This window comes from Pseudomonas sp. HP_01 (assembly GCF_055284355.1).
This window is the reverse complement of record NZ_JBTOPV010000016.1, coordinates 1-12,144: the sequence shown is the minus strand read 5'-3', so window position 1 is coordinate 12,144 and position 12,144 is coordinate 1. Positions and strand designations below refer to the sequence as shown.

The 12,144-nt window shown below is 61.6% G+C and carries 10 protein-coding genes; all 10 read left to right on the top strand.

The genetic code is table 11. From position 1 onward, the window contains the following. The first annotated feature begins 77 nt into the window (after positions 1-77). The 10 genes from alaC to ACYAR8_RS11335 all read left to right on the top strand — a co-directional run bounded on the left by alaC (position 78) and on the right by ACYAR8_RS11335 (position 12,012). Positions 78-1,295 carry an alanine transaminase gene (gene alaC / locus ACYAR8_RS11380; RefSeq protein WP_463579925.1) on the top strand — a complete coding sequence of 406 codons (1,218 nt, stop codon included), beginning with the start codon at positions 78-80 and terminating at the stop codon, positions 1,293-1,295. A gap of 227 nt (positions 1,296-1,522) precedes the next feature. Further along, positions 1,523-2,776, top strand: coding sequence for a serine hydroxymethyltransferase (gene glyA, locus ACYAR8_RS11375; RefSeq protein ID WP_463579924.1), 1,254 nt, complete (start codon positions 1,523-1,525; stop codon positions 2,774-2,776). A 15-nt stretch (positions 2,777-2,791) separates the two neighbouring features. After that, entirely contained in the window at positions 2,792-4,042 is a 1,251-nt protein-coding gene (locus ACYAR8_RS11370; RefSeq protein WP_265388000.1) for a sarcosine oxidase subunit beta family protein, read from the top strand. Positions 4,043-4,056: 14 nt separating this feature from the next. Next, positions 4,057-4,371 carry a sarcosine oxidase subunit delta gene (locus ACYAR8_RS11365; RefSeq protein WP_074886785.1) on the top strand — a complete coding sequence of 105 codons (315 nt, stop codon included), beginning with the start codon at positions 4,057-4,059 and terminating at the stop codon, positions 4,369-4,371. Then, the gene (locus ACYAR8_RS11360) at positions 4,368-7,388 is read left to right on the top strand and encodes a sarcosine oxidase subunit alpha (RefSeq protein ID WP_463579923.1); all 3,021 of its coding nucleotides are present in this window, start codon (positions 4,368-4,370) and stop codon (positions 7,386-7,388) included. The genes ACYAR8_RS11365 and ACYAR8_RS11360 overlap by 4 nt, the downstream gene beginning before the upstream one ends. Positions 7,389-7,607: 219 nt before the next feature. Beyond that, the gene (locus tag ACYAR8_RS11355; RefSeq protein WP_463579922.1) at positions 7,608-8,240 is read left to right on the top strand and encodes a sarcosine oxidase subunit gamma; all 633 of its coding nucleotides are present in this window, start codon (positions 7,608-7,610) and stop codon (positions 8,238-8,240) included. Positions 8,241-8,399: 159 nt separating this feature from the next. After that, on the top strand, positions 8,400-9,257 hold the full coding sequence (purU, locus tag ACYAR8_RS11350) for a formyltetrahydrofolate deformylase (protein WP_065991274.1): 858 nt from the start codon (positions 8,400-8,402) through the stop codon (positions 9,255-9,257). 128 nt (positions 9,258-9,385) lie between these two features. Further along, positions 9,386-10,585, top strand: a complete 1,200-nt coding sequence (gene fdhA, locus ACYAR8_RS11345; RefSeq protein WP_074886796.1) for a formaldehyde dehydrogenase, glutathione-independent — start codon at positions 9,386-9,388, stop codon at positions 10,583-10,585. A gap of 186 nt (positions 10,586-10,771) precedes the next feature. Next, positions 10,772-11,362: a DUF1190 domain-containing protein gene (locus ACYAR8_RS11340; protein ID WP_463579921.1), complete on the top strand. Its 591-nt coding sequence runs from the start codon at positions 10,772-10,774 to the stop codon at positions 11,360-11,362. Positions 11,363-11,460: 98 nt separating this feature from the next. Beyond that, positions 11,461-12,012 carry a DUF2780 domain-containing protein gene (locus tag ACYAR8_RS11335; protein WP_463579920.1) on the top strand — a complete coding sequence of 184 codons (552 nt, stop codon included), beginning with the start codon at positions 11,461-11,463 and terminating at the stop codon, positions 12,010-12,012. Positions 12,013-12,144: the final 132 nt, after the last annotated feature.

Sequence of the window (12,144 nt, the reverse complement as noted above, 5' to 3'; positions counted from 1 at the left end):
GTATCTTCCGCCTCAGGCCACCGCAGTGGCCAGCGTCGCTCGGACGGTTCCGGGCGCTTACGTCTTCAGAGGTTTCCATGGCAGACCAAGGTTCGCCGCGCCGCTTCGCGCGCATCGATCGACTCCCCCCTTACGTGTTCAACATCACCGCCGAGCTGAAAATGGCTGCGCGTCGTCGTGGTGAGGACATCATCGACCTGAGCATGGGCAACCCCGATGGGGCAACGCCGCCGCATATCGTCGAGAAACTGGTCACCGTCGCCCAACGTGAAGACACTCACGGCTACTCGACTTCGCGTGGCATCCCGCGTCTGCGTCGGGCGATTTCCAGCTGGTACAAAAAACGCTACGACGTCGACATCGACCCTGAAGACGAAGCCATCGTCACCATCGGCTCCAAAGAGGGCCTGGCGCATCTGATGCTCGCCACGCTGGACCAGGGCGACACCGTTCTGGTGCCGAACCCCAGTTACCCGATTCACATCTACGGCGCCGTGATCGCCGGGGCCCAGGTGCGCTCCGTGCCGCTGGTGCCGGGTGTGGACTTCTTCGCCGAGCTGGAGAAAGCCATTCGCGGCTCGATCCCGAAACCGAAGATGATGATTCTGGGTTTCCCGTCCAACCCGACCGCTCAATGCGTCGAGCTGGATTTCTTCGAGCGCGTGGTTGCCCTCGCCAAGCAGTACGACGTGCTGGTGGTTCACGACCTGGCCTACGCCGACATCGTCTACGACGGCTGGAAAGCCCCTTCGATCATGCAGGTCCCCGGCGCCAAGGACATCGCCGTCGAATTCTTCACTCTGTCCAAGAGCTACAACATGGCAGGCTGGCGGATCGGCTTTATGGTCGGCAACCCCGAGCTGGTCAACGCCCTGGCGCGGATCAAGAGCTACCACGACTACGGCACGTTCACGCCGCTGCAAGTGGCCGCCATCGCCGCGCTGGAAGGTGATCAGCAATGCGTGCTCGACATCGCCGAGCAGTACCGCCAGCGCCGTAACGTGCTGGTTAAAGGCCTGCACGAACTGGGCTGGATGGTCGAAAACCCGAAAGCCTCGATGTACGTCTGGGCCAAGATACCCGAGGCTTACGCACACTTGGGATCGCTGGAATTCGCCAAAAAGCTGCTCGCCGAAGCCAAAGTCTGCGTTTCGCCTGGTGTCGGTTTTGGTGAATACGGCGACGATCACGTGCGCTTTGCGCTTATCGAGAATCAGGACCGCATCCGTCAGGCCGTGCGGGGTATCCGCAGCATGTTCCGGTCGGATGGCTTGTTGCCTGTAAAACCGGTCTGATTGCGACATCGTTCCATCTAGATCCCCGGCCTCGTCCGGGGATTTTTGTTTTCACACCCCGCAGAATCGAGCAAATCCTGCCCCCCATCATCCCATGTCGTAAACGCGCCTTTGTGTGGCGTGCGTAGGCATCTGGGCTGTCAGCGTCAGCCCTACCATCGTGGCCAAAGGGCAGCTCTAGGCCCTGTCGATCATTCAGGCGCCGCGCCGCCGCTGGGAGAACCGCGATGTTCAGCAAGCAAGACCAGATCCAGGGTTATGACGATGCACTGATGGCTGCGATCAATGCCGAGGAGCAGCGTCAGGAAGACCACATCGAGCTGATCGCCTCGGAGAACTACACCAGCCAGCGTGTGATGCAGGCACAGGGCAGCGGCCTGACCAACAAATACGCCGAGGGTTATCCGGGCAAGCGTTACTACGGCGGCTGCGAGCACGTCGACAAGGTCGAGCAACTGGCGATCGATCGCGCCAAGCTGCTGTTTGGCGCCGACTACGCCAACGTCCAGCCGCATTCCGGTTCGTCGGCCAACAGCGCGGTTTATCTGGCGCTGCTGCAAGCCGGCGACACGTTGCTGGGCATGAGCCTGGCCCACGGCGGTCACCTGACCCACGGCGCCAAAGTGTCGTCCTCGGGCAAGCTGTACAACGCCGTTCAATACGGCATCGACGTTGCCACCGGCCTGATCGATTACGACGAAGTCGAGCGACTGGCCGTCGAGCACAAACCGAAGATGATCGTTGCCGGTTTCTCGGCCTACTCCAAAACCCTGGATTTCCCGCGCTTCCGCGAGATCGCCGACAAAGTGGGCGCGCTGTTGTTTGTGGACATGGCCCACGTCGCCGGTCTGGTCGCCGCCGGTCTGTACCCGAACCCGCTCCCGTACGCCGATGTGGTCACCACCACCACCCACAAAACCCTGCGCGGTCCGCGTGGCGGCTTGATCCTGGCCAAAGCCAACGAAGAGATCGAGAAGAAGCTCAATTCCGCTGTGTTTCCGGGTGCCCAGGGTGGCCCATTGATGCACGTGATTGCCGGCAAGGCCGTGTGCTTCAAGGAAGCCATGGAGCCCGGTTTCAAAGCCTATCAACAGCAAGTGATCGATAACGCTCAGGCCATGGCGCAAGTGTTCATCGATCGCGGCTACGACGTAGTGTCGGGCGGGACCGATAACCATCTGTTCCTCGTCAGCCTGATTCGTCAGGGCCTGACCGGGAAGGACGCCGACGCGGCCCTCGGTCGCTCGCACATCACCGTCAACAAGAACGCCGTGCCGAACGATCCGCAGTCGCCGTTCGTGACGTCGGGCCTGCGCATCGGCACCCCCGCCGTGACCACGCGCGGTTTCAAAGTTACCCAGTGCATCACGCTGGCAGGCTGGATCTGCGACATCCTCGACAACCTCGGCGACGCCGATGTCGAGGCCAATGTTGCCGGGCAGGTCTCCGCGCTGTGCGCCGATTTCCCGGTTTACCGCTGAGTCAGGAGTCGCACCATGCAGCATTACTCGGGCTTCGGCCTCTTAAAACACTCCCTCAGCCACCACGAAAACTGGCAGCGCATGTGGCGCACGCCGACCCCGAAAAAGGTCTATGACGTCGTGATTGTGGGCGGCGGCGGACACGGTCTGGCGACGGCCTACTACCTCGCAAAAGAGCACGGCATCACTAACGTGGCCGTGGTCGAAAAAGGCTGGCTGGGCGGCGGCAACACCGCGCGCAACACCACCATCGTGCGTTCCAATTACCTGTGGGACGAGTCTGCGCACTTGTACGAACACGCGATGAAACTGTGGGAAGGCCTGTCCCAGGACATCAACTACAACGTCATGTTCTCCCAGCGCGGCGTTTACAACCTGTGCCACACCCTGCAGGACATGCGTGATTCCGAGCGCCGCGTCAGCGCCAACCGTCTCAACGGCGTCGACGGCGAGCTGCTCAACGGCAAGCAAGTGGCTGAAGAAATTCCGTACCTCGACTGCTCGAAAAATACCCGTTACCCGATCATTGGCGCCACCGTGCAACGTCGCGGCGGTGTGGCGCGTCATGACGCTGTGGCCTGGGGCTATGCCCGTGCCGCCGATGCCTTGGGTGTGGACCTGATTCAACAGACCGAAGTGACCGGCTTCCGCAAGGAAAACGGCGTGTGCATCGGCGTCGAAACCAACAAGGGCTTTATCGGTGCCAAGCGCGTCGGCGTGGTGACGGCCGGCAATTCCGGCCACATGGCCAAGCTCGCAGGGTTCCGTCTGCCGGTTGAGTCTCATCCGTTGCAAGCGCTGGTGTCCGAGCCGATCAAGCCCATCATCGACAGCGTGATCATGTCCAACGCCGTTCACGGTTACATCAGCCAGTCCGACAAGGGCGACCTCGTGATTGGTGCCGGTATCGACAGCTGGATCGGCTACGGCCAGCGCGGCTCGTACCCGGTGATCGAGCACACCATTCAGGCCATCGTCGAGATGTTCCCGGTGCTGTCCCGGGTGCGCATGAACCGCCAGTGGGGCGGCATCGTCGACACCACGCCGGACGCCTGCCCGATCATTTCCAAGACGCCGGTGCCGAACATGTTCTTCAACTGCGGTTGGGGCACCGGTGGCTTCAAGGCGACGCCGGGCTCGGGCAACGTGTTTGCTGCAAGCCTGGCGAAAGGCGAAATGCACCCGCTGGCCAAACCCTTCTCAATCGACCGGTTCCACAACGGCGCATTGATCGATGAACACGGCGCTGCAGCCGTAGCCCACTAACAGAGGACTTTCCCATGTTGCATATCTTCTGTCCTCACTGTGGCGAACTGCGCTCCGAAGAGGAATTCCATGTCTCCGGTCAGGCCCATATCCCGCGTCCGCTGGACCCGGCGGCCTGCACCGACGAAGAGTGGGGCGACTACATGTTTTTCCGCGACAACCCGCGCGGTTTGCACCACGAGTTATGGATTCACGCGGCGGGTTGCCGGCAGTACTTCAACACCACGCGTGACACCGTGACCTACGAAATTCTCGAAACCTATCCGATCGGCACGCAGCCTCAGTTCGTCAATCCTGCGCCTGCGATCAGAAAGGGGGATCAGGTATGAGCCAGTCCAATCGCCTGCCCAACGGCGGCCGCATCGATCGCAGCAAGGTCCTGAATTTCAATTTCAACGGCCAGACCTATCAGGGCTTTGAAGGCGACACCCTGGCCGCCGCCTTGCTCGCCAACGGTGTCGACATCATCGGCCGCAGCTTCAAGTATTCGCGCCCTCGCGGCATCTTTGCGGCAGGTTCCGAAGAGCCAAATGCCGTGCTGCAGATCGGCGCCACCGAAGCCACGCAGATCCCCAACGTGCGCGCCACGCAACAGGCGCTTTATTCGGGACTCGTTGCGACCAGCACCAATGGCTGGCCGAGCGTGAACACCGACATGATGGGCATTCTCGGCAAGGTCGGCGGCAAGCTGATGCCGCCGGGCTTCTACTACAAAACCTTCATGTACCCGCAGTCGTTCTGGATGACTTACGAGAAGTACATCCGTAAAGCAGCAGGTCTCGGGCGTTCGCCGACCGAGCTGGATCCGGACACCTACGACAACATGAACCAGCACTGCGACGTGCTGGTGGTCGGCGCCGGGCCTGCAGGTCTGGCCGCTGCACTGGCCGCTGCGCGCAGCGGTGCTCGGGTCATCCTGGCAGACGAGCAGGAAGAATTCGGCGGCAGCCTGCTGGACAGCCGCGAAAGTCTGGACGGCAAACCGGCGGCGGAATGGGTGGCGACGGTGGTGGCCGAACTCAAAGGCCTGCCCAACGTCACCCTGCTGCCCCGCGCCACGGTGAACGGCTACCACGACCACAACTTCCTGACCATTCACGAGCGGCTGACCGATCATCTGGGCGACCGCGCACCGATCGGCCAGGTACGTCAGCGCATGCACCGGGTTCGCGCCAAGCGCGTGGTGCTGGCGAGCGGCACCCACGAGCGTCCGCTGGTTTACGGCAACAATGATGTGCCGGGCAACATGCTGGCCGGCGCGGTTTCCACTTACGTGCGCCGTTATGGTGTGGCGCCGGGCAAGAAACTGGTGCTGTCGACCAACAACGATTACGCCTATCGCGTGGCGCTGGACTGGCTCGACGCTGGCCTGCAGGTGGTCGCCGTCGCCGATGCGCGTCACAACCCGCGCGGTGCGTTGGTCGAAGAAGCCCGTGCCAAAGGCATTCGTATTCTGACCGGCAGCGCCGTGGTGGAAGCCCGTGGCAGCAAGCGCGTCAGTGCCGCCCGCGTGGCCGCCATCGACGTCAAAGCCCACAAGGTCGCCAGCCCGGGCGAATGGCTCGACTGCGATCTGGTGGCCAGCTCCGGAGGTTACAGTCCGATCGTTCACTTGGCCTCGCACTTGGGCGGCAAGCCGGTCTGGCGCGAAGACATCCTCGGTTTCGTGCCAGGTGAAGCGCCGCAGAAACGTGTCTGCGTCGGTGGTGTGAACGGCGTTTACGCCCTCGGCGACTCGCTGGCCGACGGTTTTGAGGGGGGTGTTCGTGCCGCCAGCGAAGCCGGTTTCAAACCGGTCGAAGGCGTACTGCCCAAAGCCCTGAGTCGTGTGGAAGAACCAACACTGGCGCTGTTTCAAGTCCCGCACGAAAAGGGCACAGCCCGCGCGCCGAAGCAATTCGTCGACCTGCAGAATGACGTCACCGCAGCGGCCATCGAACTGGCGACCCGCGAGGGCTTTGAGTCCGTCGAGCACGTCAAACGCTACACCGCGCTGGGTTTCGGTACCGATCAGGGCAAGCTCGGCAACGTCAACGGCCTGGCCATCGCGGCCCGCTCGCTGAACGTATCGATCCCGGAAATGGGCACCACCATGTTCCGCCCGAACTACACGCCGGTGACGTTCGGCGCCATTGCCGGCCGTCACTGCGGTCACGTCTTCGAGCCTGTGCGCTTCACCGCGCTCCATGCGTGGCACGTGAAGAACGGCGCCGAATTCGAGGATGTCGGGCAGTGGAAGCGTCCGTGGTATTTCCCCAAAGCCGGTGAAGATATCCACGCCGCCGTGCGCCGTGAATGCAAGGCCGTGCGCGACAGCGTCGGTCTGCTGGACGCATCGACGCTGGGCAAGATCGACATTCAAGGCCCGGATGCACGTGAGTTTCTGAACCGCATCTACACCAACGCCTGGACCAAGCTTGATGTGGGCAAAGCGCGTTACGGCCTGATGTGCAAGGAAGACGGCATGGTCTTCGACGACGGCGTGACCGCCTGCATCGCCGACAACCACTTCATCATGACCACCACCACCGGTGGCGCTGCACGCGTCCTGCAGTGGCTGGAAATCTATCAACAGACGGAATGGCCGGACCTGAAGGTGTACTTCACGTCCGTCACCGACCACTACGCGACCCTGACGCTGTCGGGCCCGAACAGCCGCAAGCTGCTCAGCGAAGTGACCGACATCGACTTGGGCCGTGAAGCGTTTCCGTTCATGACCTGGAAAGAAGGTCTGGTCGGTGGTGTGCCGGCGCGGGTGTTCCGGATTTCGTTTACCGGTGAGCTTTCCTACGAAGTGAACATCCAGGCCGACTACGCCATGGGCGTTCTGGAAAAAATCGCCGAAGCCGGCAAGCAGTACAACCTGACCCCGTACGGCACTGAAACGATGCACGTCCTTCGGGCCGAGAAGGGCTTCATCATCGTCGGCCAGGACACCGACGGCTCGATGACCCCGGACGATCTGAACATGGGCTGGTGTGTCGGTCGCACCAAGCCTTTCTCGTGGATCGGCCAGCGCGGCATGAACCGTGAGGACTGCGTGCGGGAAGATCGCAAGCAACTCGTCGGCCTGAAGCCGATTGATCCGACCCAGTGGCTGCCGGAGGGCGCGCAACTGGTATTCGATCCGAAGCAGTCGATCCCGATGAAGATGGTGGGCCACGTGACGTCGAGTTATACGGCCAACTCGCTGGGCTATTCGTTCGCCATGGGCGTTGTGAAGGGCGGGCTGAAGCGCATGGGCGAGCGGGTGTTTGCGCCGCTGGCGGATGGGTCGGTGATCGAGGCGGAGATCGTGTCCTCGGTGTTCTTCGATCCGAAGGGTGATCAGCAGAACGTGGAGTGATCGGTGGGCGCGCGCGGTGTGTCTTACACGTCGCGTTGCCGGATCGGTTCGCCAGCAAGCCGGCTCCTACAGAGGAACGCGATCAATTGTAGGAGCGCGCTTGCTCGCGAAACCAGGTACATCCGATAAAGCTCTGTCGTCAGAAATACCATTCGCGGGCAAGCGCGCTCCTACAAGGTCTGCGTTCACTGAAACAACAGAATTCAACACAGGTGCTCTATGACCACAGCCAACGTTTACCAACAGCGGCCAACGACCGAGGCCAAAGCCGAGTCGCCGCTGTTTCATGCTGACCTTAAAAGCCTGATCGGCAAGGGCCGCAGCAATCCGGGCGTCGTGCTGCGGGAGAAAAAACTGCTTGGTCACCTGACCATCCGTGGCAATGGCCACGATCCGGCGTTCGCGGCGGGCGTGCATAAGGCATTGGGCATGGAGTTGCCGGGTGCGCTGGCGCTGGTGTCCAGCGGTGACAGTTCGATCCAGTGGCTTGGCCCGGATGAGTGGCTGCTGATCGTGCCGACCGGTGAAGAATTCGCCGTCGAGCAGAAGCTGCGTGAAGCGCTCGCCGGTTTGCACATCGCTGTCGTCAACGTCAGCGGCGGGCAATCGCTGCTGGAGCTGACCGGCCCGAAAGTCCGCGAAGTGCTGATGAAATCCACCAGCTACGACGTACACCCGAACAACTTCCCGGTAGGCAAGGCCATCGGCACCGTGTTCGCCAAATCGCAGTTGGTGATCCGCCGTACCGGCGAAGAGACCTGGGAACTGGTCATCCGCCGCAGCTTCGCCGATTACTGGTGGCTGTGGTTGCAGGATGCGAGCGCGGAATATGGTTTGGGCGTTGCTGCTTGATTTGATCGTTCCCACGCTTCGCGTGGTAACGCCTCCCGCGACGCTCCGCGTCACTCGACATTGGACGCGGAGCGTCCTGAACTGCATTCCCACGCAGAGCGTGGGAACGATGAGCCACTGCATTCCCACGCGGAGCGTGGGAACGATCAAGGAATACCTATGAGCCGCGCCCCCGATACCTGGATTCTGACCGCCGACTGCCCCAGCGTGCTGGGCACGGTGGACGCGGTGACGCGTTATCTCTTCGAGCAGGGCTGTTACGTCACTGAGCACCATTCGTTCGATGACCGGCTGTCCAGCCGATTCTTCATTCGCGTCGAATTCCGCCAACCGGACGGGTTTGACGAAGCGTCTTTCCGTGCAGGCCTGGCCGAGCGCGGCGAATCCTTCGGCATGATCTTCGAACTCACCGCCCCGAACTACCGCCCGAAGGTGGTGATCATGGTGTCCAAGGCCGACCACTGCCTCAACGATCTGCTCTACCGCCAGCGCATCAATCAGCTGTCCATGGACGTGGTCGCCGTCGTTTCCAATCACCCGGACCTCGAACCGCTGGCGCGCTGGCACGACATTCCCTACTACCATTTCCCACTCGACCCCAATGACAAACCGGCCCAGGAAGCCAGGGTGATGAAGGTGATCGAAGACACCGGCGCCGAACTGGTGGTGCTTGCCCGCTACATGCAGGTGCTGTCGCCGGAGCTGTGCCGCAAGCTGGACGGCAAGGCGATCAACATTCATCACTCGCTGCTGCCGGGTTTCAAAGGCGCCAAGCCGTATCACCAGGCCTACAACAAGGGCGTGAAACTGGTCGGCGCGACAGCGCATTACATCAACAACGACCTGGATGAAGGGCCGATCATCGCCCAGGGCGTGGAAGTGGTAGACCACAGTCACTACCCTGAAGACCTGATCGCCAAGGGCCGCGACATCGAAGGCCTGACCCTGGCGCGTGCAGTGGGTTACCACATCGAGCGACGGGTGTTTCTCAATGCCAACAGGACGGTGGTGCTGTAGGGGGTAGTTGCAAGCTTTAAGCTTCAAGCCGCAAGAGAAGGCGGCGTGCGCACTTCTTGCGGCTTGTAGCTTGCCGCTCGAAACCCGATCCACTCTCTTCTACAACAACAAATAAAGAGGTGACATGTATGTCTGGTAATCGTGGTGTGGTGTATCTCGGCGCAGGCAAGGTCGAAGTACGGAAAATCGACTATCCCAAAATGCAGGACCCGCGCGGCAAGAAGATCGAGCACGGGGTGATCTTGCGCGTGGTATCCACCAACATTTGTGGCTCCGATCAACACATGGTGCGTGGCCGGACGACCGCCCAGGTCGGCCTCGTACTGGGTCACGAAATCACCGGTGAAGTGATCGAGAAGGGCAGCGACGTCGAAAACCTCAAGATCGGCGATCTGGTGTCTGTGCCGTTCAACGTCGCCTGCGGCCGTTGCCGCTCCTGCAAAGAGCAACACACCGGCGTTTGCCTGACCGTTAACCCGGCCCGCGCCGGCGGTGCCTACGGTTATGTCGACATGGGCGACTGGACCGGCGGCCAGGCCGAATACGTGCTCGTGCCCTACGCTGACTTCAACCTGCTCAAACTTCCTGATCGCGACAAAGCCATGTCGAAGATCCGCGACCTGACCTGCCTTTCCGACATCCTGCCAACCGGTTATCACGGAGCGGTCACTGCCGGTGTGGGTCCGGGCAGCTCGGTGTACATCGCCGGTGCCGGTCCCGTGGGGCTTGCCGCTGCGGCGTCTGCCCGCTTGCTCGGCGCGGCAGTCGTTATCGTCGGTGACGTCAACCCGGTGCGTCTGGCGCATGCCAAAGCACAGGGTTTCGAAATCGCCGACCTGTCCAAAGACACCCCGCTGCACGAGCAGATCGCCGATCTGCTGGGCGAGCCTGAAGTGGACTGCGCCGTCGATGCCGTGGGTTTCGAAGCGCGCGGCCATGGACATGCGGGCGCCAAGGCCGAGGCACCGGCCACTGTACTCAACTCGCTGATGGGGGTGGTTCGCGTCGCCGGCAAGATTGGTATTCCAGGTCTTTACGTGACGGAAGACCCGGGCGCCGTGGACGCTGCCGCCAAGGTCGGCGCGCTGAGCATTCGTTTCGGTCTGGGCTGGGCAAAATCCCACAGCTTCCACACCGGGCAGACACCGGTCATGAAGTACAACCGCCAACTGATGCAGGCCATCATGTGGGACCGCATCAACATTGCCGACGTGGTGGGTGTGGAAGTGATCAGCCTCGACGACGCCCCGCGCGGTTACGGCGAATTCGATGCCGGGGTGCCGAAGAAATTCGTCATCGACCCACACAAACTGTTCAGCGCCGCATGATCCTCTGACCCTCACAAAAGGCGACCTTCGGGTCGCTTTTTTTATGCTTGACGTAGGGCTCTAGCCCTGCATTTGTAGGGCGTTTCTGAAAATGATTGCGGTGCGCTTGAATTCCATTCCCGCTTGTTTCAGCGGCCTTTTCTCCGTGCTATTTGTCCGGCCCGTTTTTCAGCTGGTGAGTCATGCATGTTTGTCTGGTGCGTCAGAACCTCGATTCATTTCCTCGTCGCAATGCCGCTCATTGTCTTGCCTGCCACGCTGACCAGCGCTCACCTGGTGCCTGTCACATCGGGCTGGGTATCGTCGGAAATGTTCTTTGAAAATCCGAACGCGTGTATCTGGGGCGGGGTTGCGCCGCCGCTGTGCGAGGCTGGATACCGCGCTGCGTATCGCCAACATGTGCGCGTCGCACCGACCTACCGCGAGCTGGCGGACTGCGAGGCTGACTTCACCCCGGGTGAGTGTTTCGCAGCCGACATTTCCCGGCTCTGGTCGCCCTGGCTGTCCGGTTTCGCGATCATTACCCAGGTTCAGGTGAAATCCACCGGAGGTAGCCCCGACCCTCAGGTGCGCCTCTTCAGTGAACCGCTATATCGCGGTGCCGATCATCAGGGCGGTACGCGCTTGATCAGCCTGCGCGAGAAGCTTCACAACGGTGAGCATTTCGATAAGGCGTTCATTCGCCACCGGCTCCTGCAGGCGGGCTCGACGGCGGCGGATCAACGGCTGGCGCGGACCTTCGAGCCGCAGCGGTTGTTTTATGTCAGCAAACCCTGAGGCACTGCGTGGAACTTCCCTCCGAGGGGCGGTCCAACGCGTGTTTACCCGGCCATGCCGGTCTCCTGGCAAACGAGGTTGTTGCGATGAAAGTTTCAATGAGAAATGTACGTGGTGCTGCGCTGGCGAGCCTGATGGCGCTGGCAGCCACGCCGGTCTTCGCTTTCAATCTGAATGACGCGGCCAATGCTGTTTCCAACGCCACTGGAGGTCAGCAAAAGGCAACCGCCGCGCCTGAGGCCGCCGGGCTATTGAACACGCTGGGCACACAATTGAACGTCACGCCGGAGCAAGCCGTGGGCGGGACCGGCGCCTTGTTGGGTCTGGCCAAGAACAAGCTCGCCGGCAATGACTATTCGCAACTGAGCAAATCGGTGCCAGGCCTTGATCAACTGGCCGGCACATCGGCTCTCGGCAGCCTGAGTGGTCTTGGCGGTCTGCTGGGCAATTCCGGAAGCAGCAACTCTGCCCTCGACAGCGCGCTGGGCGACGTGCAGAGCATGGGCGATGTGAACAAGGCGTTCAGCGCGCTGGGCATGAACAGCAGCATGGTCAGCCAGTTCGTGCCGGTGATTCTGCAGTACCTCGGTCAGCAAGGCGCGGGCGGTTCAGCGTTGCAGGCGTTGAGTGGCGTCTGGGGCGCCAAGTGATTTCGCTTACTGAACACGGCTTTTGAGCGACACCCACCCTGTAGGAGCGGGGGGGGGGGGGCCGGCCGGAGAGGGGCTGACAGCCCACTCGAGCAAAAGAAAGAGATGGTGGGCGGAGGTCGCAGCGCAGCC

Excerpts from the sequence above, each read along its gene's own strand:
- alaC (WP_463579925.1), top strand. The coding sequence starts at position 78 with ATGGCAGACCAAGGTTCGCCGCGCCGCTTCGCGCGCATCGATCGACTC.
- glyA (WP_463579924.1), top strand. The coding sequence starts at position 1,523 with ATGTTCAGCAAGCAAGACCAGATCCAGGGTTATGACGATGCACTGATG.
- ACYAR8_RS11370 (WP_265388000.1), top strand. The coding sequence starts at position 2,792 with ATGCAGCATTACTCGGGCTTCGGCCTCTTAAAACACTCCCTCAGCCAC.
- ACYAR8_RS11365 (WP_074886785.1), top strand. The coding sequence starts at position 4,057 with ATGTTGCATATCTTCTGTCCTCACTGTGGCGAACTGCGCTCCGAAGAG.
- ACYAR8_RS11360 (WP_463579923.1), top strand. The coding sequence starts at position 4,368 with ATGAGCCAGTCCAATCGCCTGCCCAACGGCGGCCGCATCGATCGCAGC.
- ACYAR8_RS11355 (WP_463579922.1), top strand. The coding sequence starts at position 7,608 with ATGACCACAGCCAACGTTTACCAACAGCGGCCAACGACCGAGGCCAAA.
- purU (WP_065991274.1), top strand. The coding sequence starts at position 8,400 with ATGAGCCGCGCCCCCGATACCTGGATTCTGACCGCCGACTGCCCCAGC.
- fdhA (WP_074886796.1), top strand. The coding sequence starts at position 9,386 with ATGTCTGGTAATCGTGGTGTGGTGTATCTCGGCGCAGGCAAGGTCGAA.
- ACYAR8_RS11340 (WP_463579921.1), top strand. The coding sequence starts at position 10,772 with ATGTTTGTCTGGTGCGTCAGAACCTCGATTCATTTCCTCGTCGCAATG.
- ACYAR8_RS11335 (WP_463579920.1), top strand. The coding sequence starts at position 11,461 with ATGAGAAATGTACGTGGTGCTGCGCTGGCGAGCCTGATGGCGCTGGCA.